Here is a 15,992-nt window from a genome sequence, read left to right on the forward strand (position 1 = left end):
TCTGAGCCGGCTTGTCAACCAAGCCGGCTTTTCTCCAAATGTGCATGGATTGTATATAAAAGAGTTAAATAACTTATCAATTGTTCCTTCACGCATATAGAAATATTTGCTAATTCATTTTAGTCCTTATTTTACATAATTATAAAACTCGGCCGGAATCGGGCCAAAACAGCGCCGGTGATAAAGCATTGGATCTTTCTCCTTATCAAGACGAATATTAGTCACATTGCCGATAAGCACTGTATGATCACCTGCTTCCACCGCTTGGAACGTTTCACATTCAAATACACCAAACGCTGCTTCAATAATAGGCAAACCGGTTTCAGACATTTCCCATTTGCACTGGCTAAACCGATCTACTCCTTTTGTAGCAAACGTTTTACATAGGTCCTGTTGTTCCCCTGCTAATACATGGACAGCAAATTTTCCGCCTTCTGTAAATGCCTTAATTGTAGAAACTCCATGGTCAATAGACCAAAGGATCATTAATGGATCAAGTGACACCGAAGCGAATGAATTTACAGTCAAACCAACGGGTGTTCCATCTTCTGATACTCCTGTAACAATTGTGACACCTGTTGGATAGTTCCCCATTACTTCTTTAAAGAGCAATTGTTTTTCTGCTTTATCCATTTACTCTCTCTCCTTTTTTAATTTTCTTGCTTCTAGACTGTCTTTATACCTTTGATGAGCCACTTTTAGTGCCACAATAACCGCCTGCTGGGAGGGAGCTATAAAATCGCTTGTAATTTCCTCAATCAATGGTTTGATATCCTTGCTGAAGTCATAACCGATAATCATTCTTTTAAAGTAATCCTGAGCAAGGTTTGTTAGAAAAGTAAATTCGGCATTTAGGATAATATGACTCTCCTTATGAATTTCAAGCACGATTCCGGCATATTTATAGTTTTCATACATGCTTGTATTTTGCGGTGCCTTCGCGTAAGCAGTAATCAATACACTTGTCATTCGCATACAATTACATCCTTTCAAGATCCCGTGTATCTAAGGCATTCGCCCTTTGAGGGAGTATTTCCCCTTATAAGTTTATACTATATACACTTCTCTTGAATAATGTTTTACCTTTTCCTTATCTATCTCCATGCCAAACCCTGGACCTTCCGGCACTTTCACTTCAAAGTTTTCGTACTCAATTCGGTTGAGGGTCACGTTATCTTTAAATAACAGCGGTCCAAATAATTCTGTACCAAATGCCATTTCTGGAATAGTAGAATATAACTGTGCACAGATAGCTGTCCCAAGTGAAGATTCAATCATTGTTCCTCCGTATAGAGGAATGCCAGAGGCTTCCGCAATAGCTGCTGTCTTTTTAACAGCAGTTAAACCTCCTGCTTTTGCTATTTTTAAAGCAAATACATCCGCTGCACGGTGTTTGGCAATTTGATAAGCTTCGTGAATCGTTCCAACCGATTCATCTGCCATGATCGGCACTTTAAAACGGGAAGAAAGCCTCGCCATACCTTCATGGTTCCAGCGAACAAGCGGCTGTTCAACTAAATCCACCCCGCCATCTTCCAAAGCTTCGATGCAATATAGAGCAGTGGCTTCGTCCCAAGCCTGATTGACATCGACCCGTATACTTCCGGCATTCCCAACTGCTGCTTTAATCTTTATCACATGAGCTACATTTGCTCTCGGATCACCCTTTCCGATTTTCAGCTTAAAAATGTTATGCTTTCTTTCGGCCAAACAGCGCTGTGCTTCCTCGATGTCCTTTGCAGTATCCCCGCTCGCCAGTGTCCAGGCAACAGGCATTGAAGAATGGCACTTTCCGCCAAATAAATCATAGGCCGGAATATTTTGTGTTCTGGCTGTCAGATCAATCACTGCTGCTTCAACAAGCGCTTTTGCATAATAATTTCCCTTTACATGAAGGTTGATCTTATAAGAAAGGGCATCGAAGTTTCTAGCGTACTCCCCTATAATGAGCGGCTTAATATATTTTTCAATGTTAAATTTAATGGCTTCCGGACTTTCTTCTGAATAGGAGGCTCCCCCAATTGTCGCTACTTCTGCCCACCCCTCCACGCCATCCTCGCTTCTTATACACGCTAACACAATTGTTTGCGTTACAATCGTATGCATAGCTAAATGATGAGGACGGATTGTCGGCAGATCAACTACGTATATATCCAGCGAATGAATTTTCATTATTATCAATCCTCTGCTCTATAAATTCCGCTTCTGTTTTTTTCCGCACTTCTTCTATTGTCACTCCGGGCATTAATTCAATTAACTGTAACTTGCGATTAACTACTTTAAATACAGCCATCTCTGTAATAATCATGTCCGCACTTCTTGTAGAAGTAACAGGAAAAGTGCATTTCTTTAACAGCTTGCTCGTGCCATCCTTTGTCGTATGTGTTGTTGTTACTATTACTTTTTTTGCTCCTACAAGCAAATCCATGGCGCCTCCTACCCCCATGATGTTCTTCCCCGGTACTGCCCAATTGGCGATAACACCGGTTTGATCGACTTGCAGCACACCAAGAATTGCAACATCTATGTGCCCCCCGCGGATCATGGCAAAAGACTCTGCACTGTTAAAGAACGAAGCACCAATTGTTTCGCCGACTGGCAGCTTTCCTGCATTCACCCTGTTTGGATCGATATGTTCTTCTTCCACGTCCGCTACGCCAAGAAGCCCATTTTCCGTATGCAAGTGGATATTTTTATCATCAATATATTTTGCGACTAATGTAGGGATCCCAATACCGAGATTAACAATGCAAGGCCCTTTTAATTCACTTGCTGCTCGCTTGGCAATCAATTCTTGAATGTCATTCTTCTCACTCACAGCTGACCACCCCGGCTTTCGTCAGTATTTTCTTCGCTTTAATTATCTTGTCTACAAACAAGTGCGGTGTCACAATTTCTTCTGGAGAAAGCTCTCCCTGTTCAACGATCTCATCTACTTCAGCAATAACAACATCAGCTGCAGTTGCCATTAACGGGTTAAAATTACGGGCCGTTTTATAGTAGATGAGGTTTCCAAGGGTATCCGCTTTATGGGCCTTAATTAAAGCGATATTTGCCCGGATTGCCGGTTCAAAGACATATTTGACTCCATCAATTTCCCGTTCTTCTTTTCCTTTCGCCAGTTCCGTTCCCACACCGGTTTTCGTGTAATAACCGCCAATTCCTGCTCCGCCCGCCCTCATGGATTCCGAAAGAGTTCCTTGAGGCAACAGTTGCAATTCAATTTCCCCTTTTTGATAATAATCGCCAACCTCCCGATTGCTTGTAAAATATGATCCAATCGCTTTCTGAATTTTACCTTGCCTAAGAAGCACACCTAATCCCCGGCCGGCTTCACCAAGGTTATTGCTAATAACTGTCAGATCGGTTACATCTATCTCAGCCAGCCCATCAATTAGTGTAAGAGGCGCGCCGATTAGACCAAACCCTCCGACCATTAATGTATGGCCGGACTGTACACAAGATAAGGCTTGCACTGCATTGCCATGGATTTTGTCCATACATTTCACCACCGCTTCAACTTTATTTTTCAGCTAACGAATCACTTGCCTCAAACCAAGCAGGAATACCGGCTGTTAATAAACAAATAAATCCTACATCCGCTAACTCCTCTTCAGAAGCTCCGTTCTCCCTGGCTGTCTTCATCCATTTTCCTGCTTGTTGGCCCTTTAATTCTGTAATGAAGATTCCGACCATTAAAAGCTGCTTCATTTTCCTGGAAACCACTGCATCGTCCATTATTTTTTCTATCAGCAGATCGTCTCTCTCCGATCGCAGCAGCGATAATGCTCCTTCAATAAAGGTTGTGTCTTCGCCGTCCATTAACTGAATTATTTGTATAAGCAATTCTTCCATTGTTCCGGCATTCTTTATGGAAACAGAGTTTCTTTTTCCTTGTAACGATAGAGCATACTCTAATGACTTCATAGCCGTATTTAATGCTTTAGCTCCATTGTATAGGTAGGGAACCATTAAATACTCTACCAATTCTGGTATGGTAGCACCGGCATCTATTGCTCCTTTTGTGTGATAGAGCATGCTGCGTTCATACAACCTTGCTGCGTTCATGCCGACTAAAAGAATATCCTTTTCTTTTCTTGTTAGTGCACTATCACTCATAATGCCTCCACGCAAATTTGTATAACATTCAAGCGATTCAGGGCTATAGTCATGCATTTTTTGCACCCATCCCGGCACGGTATCGTATACTTCTTTAAAATAGGCCAATCCACTTCTCATTCTTCAACACCCTATCCCAATGATTTATAAAAGCAGCATTTACATCCCTTGCCTCCACCAAAAATTCTCATTGTTCAAGCTTCTGTGTAATTGCCACAAAAAAATGGCTGCCTCAAACATTGCTACCTACTAAGATAACAATTGTTGAAGACAGCCATTCGTTCATTAGTTAGTATTAAAAAGGGTATTTTTTAATAGCTAATGAATAGGCAATCACTTATTCATTTATATTTATATTTTACACCAAATTCTAAATATTTCAACTTTTGATATAGATATTCTCTAAAAATTCTGTGATCGCCTGATTAATCTCTTCCCTATTCTCAAACACCATAGTATAGTGATTGCAGGCTGAAACAATCATCTCGATATTTTTTGTATATTTTTTTGTTTCAATATAGTCTGTCTCATAAAATAATGGAGGAAATGGGCCGATTTCTCCTTTGGCATATACTAACAAAACAGGGCATTGAATAGAGGCGCATACTTCTTTTGGCGAATAAGAATAAAAACTCTCAAAGTCAGCCAAAGTTTTAGACTCACATGACTTATGTTCCCAATGGTCCCCTTCTCTCCGAATTTCATACTGGACAGTATTTTCTAATATAGGAGACCATTCTACACCCAAACGTTCATAAATCTCTTTTGTTTCCTGAATATAGCTCTCAGGCGAATCATAGTCTTTACTCAATCTTCCAAGTGACGGCTTTACGATATCACGCTGATGATTAGACATTAAAGCAGCACCATCCAATAAAATAACAGCTTTCACAGAATCTAATTTACTGGCGACAATAGTTGAAATAAATGCTCCCATTGAATGCCCCATTAGAATAGGATTCTCAATTTCCAATTCATTGATTAAATCAATAATATCCTCTGCATGCTGAAAGATTGAAGGCTTCTTATCCATCCGTGAGCTGTTGCCTCTCCCTCGTAAATCGAGGGCAATAAATCTGTAATCGTCTTTTAACGCTTCAGCGTAGTAATGCATATTTTTATGTGTTCCTGTTAATCCATGAATAGCAATGATCGTGCCTTTTTTCCCAGGATAATCAGCTAGCTGAAGCTTGCGACCATTTATCTCTTTCATGTACATTTTCATACTATTCGCTCCTTGTAACAAAAAATGGCTGCCTTAAATATTGCTATCAAACTTTGATAGCAGTTATTTAAGACAGCCGGTTTGTTCATTAGTTGATAACTTATTTTATCATATCCCCCTTAAAACCTAGACCATTATCTAAACTGCCTCGGGAGTGTCAAGCGCTGTCCGACTATTTTTCTAACTATCTCCTATGCTGTTTTCTATAGGGAGAAAAAGAAGGGCTATGAGAATTCCCCCTCTTTAGTTTGTAATTTTCATCTTATTCAATCCGCATCACAAAATCTAATGATGCTTCTTTGTGGCCTCCTTTATCTACAAGCTTCGTAAGAAGAGACGTACGGACACCGTTTGCTACATCTGTATCCAGCCATTCATCCCCTTCAAAGAATACCTGCGTAATAAGAGGTTCATGGCCTTCCTTCTCAAATTTCATATGCAAATGTGCCGGACGGTAAGGATGATAGCCAGCTGCCTTCACAAATTCCCCCGTCGGCCCATTTGTCGGAATTTGATATGGAACCGGCACAATCGAATGGACCTCGAAACGTCCATTTTCATCTGTATAGAAATGTCCTCTTAAATTATAGTCAGGTGCGTCCGAATCAAAATTAGAATAAAACCCATCCGCATCATCCTGCCACCATTCCACTCTTGTCTGCGGAAGCGGCTGGCCGTTTACCGAGCTGACAGTTCCGCGAAATACCAGTTTCTCTCCTTTCTCGTCCGGTCTCTGCGGGAGGACAAACGGCTGCTCTTTTAACAGCGGGGTTCCCTCTACAAAATAAGGACCTAGAAGAGAAGGCTCTGTTCCCGGAAGACCTTTGTATTTTGCTTCTAAAACATACGTTTCTATGAATACGTCCAAAAACAGGGGAACTTCTCCGCTTGTGCCCAAACGATTGGCCCACTTTACGAAATTGGTATATTCTTCATGATTGATTTGCTGCTCGTCTAAAAAGTTTTTCATATGCTTAACAAAACTTGCATATATTTCCGTTACTCGTTTATTTTTCACGATAGATTCGATCATAAGAATTGCTCCTTTTCAAATTAATTTTTTGTTTGTAAATAATGTAAGGTTCCTTTATGCTATTTTGAATTTAAACACTTGCAAATAACTCTCTTCCGAGTAACTCATTTGCCAGATGCTCCTTCTGCTGGTGTAGTAAGTTTCTAATTCTAGTAGAAGAGACAGTTTGCCCGTTTGCACACTTAACTAGAGGGTGAATAAACGTATTAAAGCGAGCAGCCAGATCTTCCGTTGTTCCCCGTTTCCCCTTTCCAAATTGAAAATTAGGTCCCACCCATATTTCTTTTGGAGATAAAGCTTCCAATTCCTTTAGAAAGTCTCCTGCACTCTTTGCCAAATAATCCTTATCAAATCTCGCCACAATAACATAATCGATACCCAGCTTCTTCAAAAAATGCACTTTTTCCTCTACGCTCGTTAAAACCATTTGATTTTGAAAAAAGGCTCTCGGCGGAGGATCAAAAGTGTAAACTACTGAAGAAATGTTACATTGGCGTGCACGACGTACCGCCTTCTTAATGAGTGACTGGTGTCCAATATGAATGCCATCAAATGCGCCAATCGTCACAATAGACTGTTTCAAATGTAAACTGTTGTTTTTGATTACTTCCATAGAAGCCCCTCCATGTCCTCACTCTCCTGACCACATACCCATTTCTCCTCCAATAGAGCAAGTGGATTTTATATTACACGAGCCTCTTGTGAGATTATTTAATGCAAACTTCTATCTCATTTGTTTTGACTTGTCACTTTGAAAAATAGCTGACATCATCGGGATTAATCCATGTCTTATTCTGCCAGCCATCTAAATCGTAATCATTCATACATTCCTCAACAAACCTTTCCATCATCTCTGCTTCTCCATTGCTATTAGCAACGACAAGGTTCTCAAGACGAATGTTTTCGTGATTGCCGGAATAGTTTCTTTCATATAATTCATGTCGGCCTCCATACTCTGTTCCTACTACGTCCCAGAGCAATTTAATTAACTTGATTTTATTTACCGCATCAACATCGTTTGAACCTCTGTACAGCTTATCGATAATTGGCCGGAGTTCCGGATTCTTGAAATCTCGTATGCTTGAAGGTTGAACAATTAAGCTTCCTGCCACCACATTTTCAATAACTTCTTTAATTTTCGGCCACCCTTCCGACATGAAGACACGATAAGCAAGACCATAATTTAAGTTAGGCAAAACTGTGCCGTTCTTCCCCTCGTTCGGGTTCATTGCCATCGCATCGCTTAGTGCCCAGAACATATTCTTCCAAGCTATGACTTCTCCAACATTGGCTTGTACGCCACGAAATTGATCGGTTCCATTTACCTTGACTGCCTTAATCAATAAGCCGGCGATAAAATCTAACTTTACTGCCAGCCTTGTGAGGCCATGGAACGTAAACCGATGCAAAAAACCGCTCTCTGCAAAGAAGTTATTAATCTTTTCTACATCTTTATAAATTAAAATGTTTTCCCAAGGTATTAAGGCGTTCTCAAATACAAGAACGGCATCATTTTCATCAAAACGGCTGCTGAGTGGGTAATCAAATGGACTCCCCATAACTGCAGCATTCATTTCATAGGAAGTCCGGCATATCAATTTGACACCCGGCGTATCCATTGACGCAACAAAGCACAGAGCCATATTTTCATCCTTAATCGGCGCTGCTCCATAATGAGCGACAAAGTTATAATTTGTTAGAGCAGATCCAGTAGCAACCATTTTTGCACCGCTCACAATGACGCCTTCTTCCGTTTCTCCTACGGCTTTAATGAAAATATCTTTTACTGCTTCTAACGGCTTATTGCGATCCACTGGCGGATTAATAATTGCATGGTTGAAAAACAAATTCTTCTCTTGCGCTTCTTTGTACCACCTTCTCGCATTATCAGCATAGGGAGCGTAATAATCAGGATCAGCACCAAGAGTTGCCAAGAAAGAAGCTTTGTAGTCTGGAGACCTCCCCATTTGCCCATAGGATAACTTTGCCCATTCAGCAATCGCATTTCGTGAGGCTAGCAGATCTTCTGCTGTTTTATCAAACTGGAAAAATTTTTGCGTATATCCGCCATTGCCGGTATCTGTCTCTACCGTTAAAACGTTTTTTGTTTTTTCATCATGCAAAGCATCATAAAGACGTGCAATTGAACGGGCTGAATTGCGGAAAGCTGGATGAGTCGTTACATCTGCTACCTTCTCACCATGGATCCATACCTCGCGCCCATCTCTTAAACTTTCCAAGTACTCTGCTCCTGTTAAAGGTCTATTGCCTGTAGCCGTTGATTGTGCGTTCATTTCTATTCCTCCTTATTTTTCCCCTCCGCTTTTAAAGCGCTTTCATGTTGTAATTAAATTATGCAGATTATTTAGAATAATTTGAACTGCAAAAATATAGGGTGTATTCGTGTCTTTATTTCAGTTTTTGTGGTTTGAATTTCAAAGAGATGTTTAAGACATAAATTATTTATGTTAACTCTTGTCTATTAAAGACAAAAAGATCGCCTATTCAATCCCGAAGAACGAATAGGCGATCTTTTTATATTTTTAATACGGTAAAAGCATCCTCTCCCTCTATCACCCGTAAAGCAAAATAAATCTGTACAGCTAATTGACAGTTGAAACGTCCGATTCCTGTCTTTAAGTTAGATCGACAAAGCGACTCAATCTTTTCCATCCGATAACGCAATCCCGCAATGGATAAATGTAAATCGTCAGCTGTTTGCTGAAGGTTGCCGTTATGTTCTAAATAAGATTTTAATGTAATAACTAAATTTCCCTGACTTAGTTCATCGTGCTCAATTAAATCGCCAATTGTCCTTCTACAAAACTCAATCAACTCCTGCTGATTACTGCCTTTTAAGAACATAATAACCGGTTCCAATTCTTCAAAGCAGGAAATCCTGCTGTCTGTCGGATAAGCGATCTCCAAAAAGTCACATATTTGGCAAGCATCTTCATAACTTTTTGATAAGTTTTTTAAATGATCGACTTTGCGCCCAGTTCCGATATACATCTTTACATACTTAAATTCTTTTTGAATGGCAGACTGCAACTTTGCTGAAAACCGTTCTATTTTTGAATAGTCTTCTTCTAACAACACAAAGATAATGTATTGATCTTTCAAAAACACCTCCATCTCTGGATACAGCAAGCAAATATAATGGAGGATCCCTTTCCGTTTTGAATCAGTGTCAACTTTCAATGTAAGAATGCGGCTTGAGTGGTGGGGGTTAAGATTAAAAATATGTGTATACCTTTGAAGAGTGTGTTCGTCATAGTTATTATTTAAAATTTCTTCAAAAAAATCTTCTTTTTTTCTCCAGAGAGCTTTCGTTAATTTATGCTGATGAAACATTTGTATTGAGAAAACTGTAAGTGCCCGTTCGGTTATCATTCGCTCCTTTTGCAAAAGTTCTTCGTTGCCAATAACAACTAAGCGGCCGAGGTTTTCATTATGAGCGCGGATAGAGAATGTATCAATCTGCTTTAGCTTCTTCTTACGCCCTCCCTTATCCTTTATCCAGTTTTGATAAGCCTCTTCATCCTCTGAACACACAAAAGCGCATTCCAACTTTTCAAAATAATAATCGATCACAATGCTTTTTTGCAGCGTGTCGGCAAGAAAGTGAATGGTATCTTTGACACTCTTGTCTGCCAGCAGCATGTCCGTTAATTGCTTTTGAACTTGCTCTGAATGGATAATATTTTCATTCAACTGCTGAACTTCTTTATAAGCGCGATCTAGCTCTGATAATAGCGATTCCGCTTTATAGTACCGCAAATCTTGCTGATGGCGCTTATCCTGTTCATCAACTGTTTTCGCCACAAAACGGCAGTGCGGATCCCCCTTTCCTTGGCATTGCTCTTCAATAACCAATACCTCTTTTCCGAAAGTTTTCGTTAAATAACCACTTGCATAACCAATAAGCGTCCAGCAAATCGGATCCTCACTGTAGCCATAATGATTAACGTGTTCCACGGCTTCAAAGGAGTTTTTCCAAAAACCTGTAAAACAAAGGCCTGCCTCGTTCAGTTCAATTACATCCTGTTCGACTGTAACTATTCCTTCTAATGTGTGTAAATAAGGACCTGCCAATATAAGCTCCTGCTTTGAATCCCAATTAAACATTTTTTCAATGGTTTCTCCATCTCTATATCCCCAAGCCCATCCATATCTCATTAAAAATCCCTTTGCCCGCTCCATCCCTAAGGTATTGACTAAATCCCTGCGCAGAATCCCCAATGCTTCCACAGGCACTAGAGCCATTCTTCTATCACTAAATTTAATCTCGCCAGTACGGGGATTTACATCAATTAAATTGTCAAAAAGCAACTGATAAGATTTCATTTCTCCCCACCCCCAGATCAAAAATGTTTACGCTTACAATAATCTATATTTAAAATATTAGCAATATTCGTTCTCATTACAAACCATAAAAAAGTGCAGGCTAAAGCTGTTTTTATATACTTTTTTACAGTTGTATAAAAAGCCTTCATAAAAATAACCGCTTTTATATGTTTTTATAAAAGTTAACCTTTAGTTTTATTTATATACTTTATGGAGGTTGATCTTTTTACGGTTTTCTCTTTTTGTTAAGTAACAATAAAGTCATTTAAAAAATAATAAAGTTGTTAAAGAAACATCAGTCATGCTATTTAACAATTGGGCCAGATTGTGGAGGATAATTGCTGCAAACGGGGTGTTGATAAAAATTACAATGCTATCCGTGTTTAAATATCAAAAATCTCGCCAATTCACAATCGATTGACGAGATTTTATATTTTTCTTAAAATCCCATTACGTAGAACACCTTTGTCATATTCATTTATTCTAACAATGATATTAAGGTATAATCACATCTGTTTCAATCAATCGAGGATGAATACTTTTCGCTTTTTCATATGCTTCAGCAGAATTAACTGAGTATACATGCAGTTTTAGGCCTGCTTTTTTAATTTCTTTGGCAGTTTCTTTATCTACATTGTTAATTGATGTTGAGTAAATGGCGTTATCATATTGTTTTAATTCTTCAATATCAGCATCTACATTTTTTAATGCATTTCCAAGGAATGTCACAGTTGCTTCTGGGTACCATTCGTTAAATTGATTTCGAATATCATCATTGCTTAGTACAAAGAATGAATGATTTAATACTTTGGCTTCCTCAGCTTCTTCCATAATACTGTCTACGAATTCCTTATCACCCCAGTCGCCTTTTGAACCATCAAAATTAATACCAATATTGTATTTATGAGCTTCCTCTAAAACTTCCTCAAGTGTTGGTACTTTATAATCTGTTACATTTCCTTCTTTATCTTCAATATCAAAACTTTGAATTTCTTCTAATGTTAAATCTTTTACCTCTCCAGAGCCTGTCGTAGTACGGTCAACCGTTTTATCATGCATTAATATGTATTGGCCGTCCTTGGTTTTTTGGACATCAATTTCAACAAAGCCATACCCCCTAATAGTCCAGCCTGAGTTATCGCTTCTAATGTGTTCTCAGGAGCCGCCACTTGTGCGCCACGATGAGCACTTAACTCCGTTTTGCTGCTTTGTAACCAGTTATCATTCGGGGCTGCACTTGCAGCACCTCCAAACAAAGATGTTGCCAACATAAACGGCACAGTCAACGACAAGATTCTTTTCTTTTTCACTGTTCTCCACTTCCTATTCTTTAATATTTGGTGCGCTTTCACAATACATAAACAGTGTAAATAGCACATTAATTTTTTATTACGTTTAAGATAATTTTGTTGTTTTTTGTCGTTCACTTAAAAAACACTTGTTGACTATGTGCTTCAATCTGCCATTGGCCTGTATAGTAAACCTTCCCCTATTAAAACATTTGTTACAAGCAGCCTGACCAGCAAATACCAGCGGATTGTGCAGCAGCACATGTGAAGAAGTTCTGAAGCGAATGTTACCTGTATGTTGCGCGGCAACTGAGTAACGTTCCATAAGTCGATATCGAAAATTCTTTAAACCAATGATGCTCAAGTGAATGAAATGAGAGAAATCATCGTTTATCTGCATGTTCAATTTGTTCTAAAATTTCTCTGTATACTTTTGCATACGGCTTTTTATATTGTTCAGGGTTTTGCATTTCTGCATCAATAATTTAATTCAGATTTGATATTCATTTAAATATTTAGGATCACATTCCGCAGCCAAATAATAAAGAATCAACTATTACAAACAATAACCGATTAAGTTTAGGATTTTTAAATTTCCCGACTAGTTTACACTGTTTTAAATAGCAAAAAGCCATCTATTCATTCCAAAGAGCAGATGGCTTTTTGCTTTACATATTCTTTATTAAAGGTGAAATTCAGTTTAGGGACTTAGCCCATTGTAGAGATTTAAAAAGGTACACTATTCAATTAACGGATAATGAAAAAATCATCCCTGTGCAACATTTTTTCTAAAATCAACCCACTGCACACCTTCACGGTTTTCCATACGGATTCCTCTCCATCCCTGTGCAAGCAATTTCTGCTGTCCGGCTGTGTCATCCATACGGAGAGTTGTAAATTCCCAGTTTTCTTTGCTGTTATCCTTGTCTAGTTCCTTGACGAAGATGTAACGCAGACGATTGCCGTATTTTTCTTTCAGTGCAGCAATCTCCATTCCTTGGGCAAATTTATCCTTCAAGCTAGGAATGTTAAAGGGGGCTACTGTACAACAAACATACTTGTATTGTTTGTCAAGAAGCTCTAATTCTTTCATGATCCATTGGGCAAGCGTCTTTTGCAGACCATTTCCGCGATAATCCGGATGTACATTTGAAATTTCCTGATAGATTACATCCAATAATTCCTCTTCTGTTAAACCGATATCGCGGCCTAAATGGCCATCCTCGTCGACGGGAGGCTCCATGAGCGCCCGGAAAGCGATCAGCTGATCGTCTGCAAATGCGCCGATTACCAATCCTTTGCCTTCTAGAATGTATTGAAATTGTTCACGAGAAAGCGGCTCTAATACTGCCTTGTTTTCCAACGTTTCCGTCACGAACTGCTGCAATGCCAAAATATCGTCCAGCTGAGCAAGCGACAACGGCACAATACGGACGGATTGGCCGCTGCTATTTAATGTTCCTTCATAAATTACTTTCATCACAGTTCCTCCTTTATTACCGGATAGTTGCTTCAAAAACCGTTAAATCTGCCAACGTATGTTCATCCACATCCACACCAAGTCCCGGCTTGTCAGTTAAGCGGATAAACGGTACATCATACGCCAAATTCCCAACATCTTTTGAGAACTTTAACGGCCCAGTTAATTCTACGCTAGTAATGACTTTTTTCGCGAAAGCGACATGAAAGCCGGCAGCAGAGCCAATGGATGACTCGACCATGGAACCGACCTGGCATTCAAGTCCGGCCATTTCTGCTTGATGAGCAAGCTTTACAGCAGGGTAAATGCCTCCGCATTTCATCAATTTGATATTCACTTTATCAGCAGCCTTTTTCTCGATTACTTCACGCATTTCGCGAGGACCTTTTAGTCCTTCATCCACCATTAAAGGGATGTCTGTCTTTGACCGGATAAAGGCCATCCCATTCATATCATCCGCTAATACAGGCTGCTCCAGCCAGTCGAGGTTTGCTTCCTGAAGAGCGCGAATGGCCGTTAACGTTGTAGCGCTGTTTACCCAGCCTTGATTCACATCTACGCGAATAGCAATCTCCTCTCCTACTCGCGCTCTGACCGCTTTAACGCGCTCAACATCTCTTTTTACATCCTTGCCCACCTTCATTTTAAATGATTGATATCCCTGTTCGACCATAGCAGCCGCCTCTTCAGCCATATGCTCCGGCTCTCCAATGCTTAACACGTGTGTGATCGGAAACTCGTTGTGATAGCGCCCTCCGATTAACTGATAAACCGGCTGTCCCAGCTTTTTACCTAAAATATCGAAGCAAGCAATGTCAATGGCGGCCTTAGCAGCTGGCGCTCCATAAACAGTTTTGTTCATGATATCATGCAGCTTCTCCAACTCGAGCGGGTTTTTGCCAATAACAGCGGGAGCCAATGTATTTTTTAATGTATAAAACGCTCCTTCCCAGGTTTCGCCTGTTACATGTTCATCGGCGACGCTTTCTCCGTAGCCCGTAATTCCCTCGTCCGTTTCAACCTTTACAATGATGGAAGGCATGTAGTCGTATGTGTGATAACTGACGATAAATGGCGTGTGTAAAGGGAAATGAGCTGCGTATAAGTGAATAGCTGTAATTTTCATAAAATGTTCTTCCTTTCAGTTTACAATAGATTTTTATATTTGGTATAGTTATCGTTAAATAGACGCTAAATAACTAAAGTTTTACATTTCATATAGGAGCTGGAATGATGACAATAAAAATTGCAGTAGTTGGTTCAGCGGATTTTATCCGCACTATTTTATCAGTTGTTCCTCAGATCGGCGAGCTGGAAATCGAGCCGTATATCTATGAACGGCCGGAGGAAGCTGCCGAGCTTATCAAGTACTTGAAGCCTTGCGATGCTGTATTTTTTTCCGGGGCCCTGCCCTACTATTTTTCCAAAGATCTACACGAATCGCTGCCTATCCCTTCCCATTATCTGGAGCAGGATGAAACAGCCATTGCTACATCGCTTCTTGCTGTCATTTCTCAAAAAAACATTTCATTAGAACGGATCTCCATTGATTTAACCGAATATGTCTTTATTAAGAATGTTCTTGCGGATATTGGCGTGAAGCGTGAACCTATTCATGTCATTGATTATGCGGATAAGCTGCCCAATAAATTTGATATAAATGATATTGTTCATTTTCATTACTCCCGCTTTAAGTCCGGAAAAATCGACCTGGCACTTACAAGCATCCATGCTGTATACAACCGGCTCCGTGAGCTTGGCGTTCCAGCCCAGCGAATGGTTGATCCAATCAAATCATTAGTGCGAGGCCTGCAAGATACGAAAGCGCAGGCAGAGCTTGTAAAAAGCCACTCGGCTACTATTGCGGCCGGCTATATTTCCTTAAAGCAGCCGGAAGAAGCACAAACACTGTATTTGGAGGCTTTTGCCCGGGAGATGAATGCGTCTATTCAACAATCGGCAGAGTCTGCTTTTTCATTGTACAGCACCCGCGGCGATATTGAAATCGTGATGAATAGCGATGCATTTCACGAATTTCTGCTCAAATGGGAAGAACCGGTCGCCGTAGGCTTTGGGTATGGATTTACCGCGGCCGAAGCCAGCCAAAATGCCAAAATTGCGCGCAGTTTTGCCCTCCAGCATGATCATGAAAGCTGCGGGTATATTTTAACAGAAGAGAAGGAATTGCTCGGACCGTTTCCGAAAGAAAAGAAAACGCAGCGATTAAAAAACGATCACCCTGAGCTGCTTCGAATAGCAAAAGAAACCAAAATGAGCCCGGCAAACTTATCAAAGATCATCCAATTTAGCAAATCACGGCAATCAGTGCAATTTACAGCTGCTGATCTTTCAGCCTACCTCCAGGTTACCCGCCGTTCAACCGAACGAATCTTAAAAAAACTCGTCGATCACGGATTTGCAAAAGTCGTTGGCGAAGAAATGACTTATCAGCAAGGCCGGCCGCGCTCCATTTATGAATTAAATATGCCGATTTACTAA

At 40.1% G+C, this 15,992-nt stretch carries 16 protein-coding genes; 1 reads left to right on the plus strand and 15 read right to left on the minus strand.

All coding sequences use genetic code 11. The annotated features are described in order from the left end of the window. Positions 1 to 126: 126 nt before the first annotated feature. The 15 genes from BBA02S_RS09760 to BBA02S_RS09830 form a co-directional block, all read right to left on the minus strand. Positions 127 to 633 carry a flavin reductase family protein gene (locus BBA02S_RS09760; RefSeq protein ID WP_041113041.1) on the minus strand — a complete coding sequence of 169 codons (507 nt, stop codon included), beginning with the start codon at positions 631 to 633 and terminating at the stop codon, positions 127 to 129. Continuing rightward, on the minus strand, positions 634 to 975 hold the full coding sequence (locus BBA02S_RS09765; RefSeq protein WP_041099486.1) for a DUF3870 domain-containing protein: 342 nt from the start codon (positions 973 to 975) through the stop codon (positions 634 to 636). It lies immediately after the preceding gene. Positions 976 to 1,047: 72 nt separating this feature from the next. Next, positions 1,048 to 2,172, minus strand: a complete 1,125-nt coding sequence (locus tag BBA02S_RS09770) for a muconate cycloisomerase family protein (RefSeq protein ID WP_041099484.1) — start codon at positions 2,170 to 2,172, stop codon at positions 1,048 to 1,050. Then, complete coding sequence (locus BBA02S_RS09775; RefSeq protein ID WP_041099482.1) at positions 2,138 to 2,818, minus strand: 3-oxoacid CoA-transferase subunit B; 681 nt, start codon at positions 2,816 to 2,818, stop codon at positions 2,138 to 2,140. The genes BBA02S_RS09770 and BBA02S_RS09775 overlap by 35 nt, the downstream gene beginning before the upstream one ends. Next, complete coding sequence (locus BBA02S_RS09780; RefSeq protein WP_041099480.1) at positions 2,811 to 3,500, minus strand: CoA transferase subunit A; 690 nt, start codon at positions 3,498 to 3,500, stop codon at positions 2,811 to 2,813. Before BBA02S_RS09780 ends, BBA02S_RS09775 begins: the two co-directional genes overlap by 8 nt. A 22-nt stretch (positions 3,501 to 3,522) precedes the next feature. After that, positions 3,523 to 4,239, minus strand: a complete 717-nt coding sequence (locus BBA02S_RS09785) for a carboxymuconolactone decarboxylase family protein (protein WP_041099478.1) — start codon at positions 4,237 to 4,239, stop codon at positions 3,523 to 3,525. Positions 4,240 to 4,498: 259 nt separating this feature from the next. Further along, on the minus strand, positions 4,499 to 5,344 hold the full coding sequence (locus tag BBA02S_RS09790; RefSeq protein ID WP_041113040.1) for an alpha/beta fold hydrolase: 846 nt from the start codon (positions 5,342 to 5,344) through the stop codon (positions 4,499 to 4,501). Between the two features lie 262 nt (positions 5,345 to 5,606). Further along, on the minus strand, positions 5,607 to 6,377 hold the full coding sequence (locus BBA02S_RS09795) for a dioxygenase family protein (protein ID WP_041113039.1): 771 nt from the start codon (positions 6,375 to 6,377) through the stop codon (positions 5,607 to 5,609). 70 nt (positions 6,378 to 6,447) lie between these two features. Beyond that, positions 6,448 to 6,990, minus strand: coding sequence for an FAD synthetase family protein (locus tag BBA02S_RS09800; RefSeq protein WP_041099472.1), 543 nt, complete (start codon positions 6,988 to 6,990; stop codon positions 6,448 to 6,450). Positions 6,991 to 7,123: 133 nt separating this feature from the next. After that, the gene (locus BBA02S_RS09805) at positions 7,124 to 8,671 is read right to left on the minus strand and encodes a 4-hydroxyphenylacetate 3-hydroxylase family protein (protein WP_041099470.1); all 1,548 of its coding nucleotides are present in this window, start codon (positions 8,669 to 8,671) and stop codon (positions 7,124 to 7,126) included. Positions 8,672 to 8,912: 241 nt separating this feature from the next. Next, positions 8,913 to 10,724 (minus strand): XylR N-terminal domain-containing protein, encoded by a 1,812-nt coding sequence (locus BBA02S_RS09810; protein WP_052477217.1) that lies wholly within the window; start codon positions 10,722 to 10,724, stop codon positions 8,913 to 8,915. 495 nt (positions 10,725 to 11,219) lie between these two features. Beyond that, a complete protein-coding gene (locus tag BBA02S_RS09815) occupies positions 11,220 to 11,783 on the minus strand; it encodes a glycerophosphodiester phosphodiesterase (protein ID WP_041113038.1) in 564 nt (187 codons plus the stop codon). Further along, positions 11,783 to 12,151 (minus strand): hypothetical protein, encoded by a 369-nt coding sequence (locus BBA02S_RS09820; RefSeq protein ID WP_169799354.1) that lies wholly within the window; start codon positions 12,149 to 12,151, stop codon positions 11,783 to 11,785. Before BBA02S_RS09820 ends, BBA02S_RS09815 begins: the two co-directional genes overlap by 1 nt. Before the next feature lie 628 nt (positions 12,152 to 12,779). After that, entirely contained in the window at positions 12,780 to 13,493 is a 714-nt protein-coding gene (locus BBA02S_RS09825; protein WP_041113036.1) for a GNAT family N-acetyltransferase, read from the minus strand. Between the two features lie 16 nt (positions 13,494 to 13,509). Further along, positions 13,510 to 14,619 (minus strand): mandelate racemase/muconate lactonizing enzyme family protein, encoded by a 1,110-nt coding sequence (locus BBA02S_RS09830; protein WP_041099467.1) that lies wholly within the window; start codon positions 14,617 to 14,619, stop codon positions 13,510 to 13,512. A 107-nt stretch (positions 14,620 to 14,726) separates the two neighbouring features. Here BBA02S_RS09830 and BBA02S_RS09835 point away from each other — a divergent pair, with 107 nt between their 5' ends. Beyond that, positions 14,727 to 15,992: a hypothetical protein gene (locus BBA02S_RS09835; protein WP_041113035.1), complete on the plus strand. Its 1,266-nt coding sequence runs from the start codon at positions 14,727 to 14,729 to the stop codon at positions 15,990 to 15,992.

Source organism: Bacillus badius NBRC 15713 (genome assembly GCF_001591605.1).
GTDB lineage: Bacteria > Bacillota > Bacilli > Bacillales > Domibacillaceae > Pseudobacillus > Pseudobacillus badius.

Coding starts and splice junctions, on each gene's coding strand:
- BBA02S_RS09805 (WP_041099470.1), bottom strand. CDS start 8,671: ATGAACGCACAATCAACGGCTACAGGCAATAGACCTTTAACAGGAGCA.
- BBA02S_RS09835 (WP_041113035.1), top strand. CDS start 14,727: ATGACAATAAAAATTGCAGTAGTTGGTTCAGCGGATTTTATCCGCACT.
- BBA02S_RS09765 (WP_041099486.1), bottom strand. CDS start 975: ATGCGAATGACAAGTGTATTGATTACTGCTTACGCGAAGGCACCGCAA.
- BBA02S_RS09780 (WP_041099480.1), bottom strand. CDS start 3,500: ATGGACAAAATCCATGGCAATGCAGTGCAAGCCTTATCTTGTGTACAG.
- BBA02S_RS09785 (WP_041099478.1), bottom strand. CDS start 4,239: ATGAGAAGTGGATTGGCCTATTTTAAAGAAGTATACGATACCGTGCCG.
- BBA02S_RS09795 (WP_041113039.1), bottom strand. CDS start 6,377: ATGATCGAATCTATCGTGAAAAATAAACGAGTAACGGAAATATATGCA.
- BBA02S_RS09800 (WP_041099472.1), bottom strand. CDS start 6,990: ATGGAAGTAATCAAAAACAACAGTTTACATTTGAAACAGTCTATTGTG.
- BBA02S_RS09770 (WP_041099484.1), bottom strand. CDS start 2,172: ATGAAAATTCATTCGCTGGATATATACGTAGTTGATCTGCCGACAATC.
- BBA02S_RS09830 (WP_041099467.1), bottom strand. CDS start 14,619: ATGAAAATTACAGCTATTCACTTATACGCAGCTCATTTCCCTTTACAC.
- BBA02S_RS09815 (WP_041113038.1), bottom strand. CDS start 11,783: ATGCATGATAAAACGGTTGACCGTACTACGACAGGCTCTGGAGAGGTA.
- BBA02S_RS09825 (WP_041113036.1), bottom strand. CDS start 13,493: ATGAAAGTAATTTATGAAGGAACATTAAATAGCAGCGGCCAATCCGTC.
- BBA02S_RS09760 (WP_041113041.1), bottom strand. CDS start 633: ATGGATAAAGCAGAAAAACAATTGCTCTTTAAAGAAGTAATGGGGAAC.
- BBA02S_RS09790 (WP_041113040.1), bottom strand. CDS start 5,344: ATGAAAATGTACATGAAAGAGATAAATGGTCGCAAGCTTCAGCTAGCT.
- BBA02S_RS09810 (WP_052477217.1), bottom strand. CDS start 10,724: ATGAAATCTTATCAGTTGCTTTTTGACAATTTAATTGATGTAAATCCC.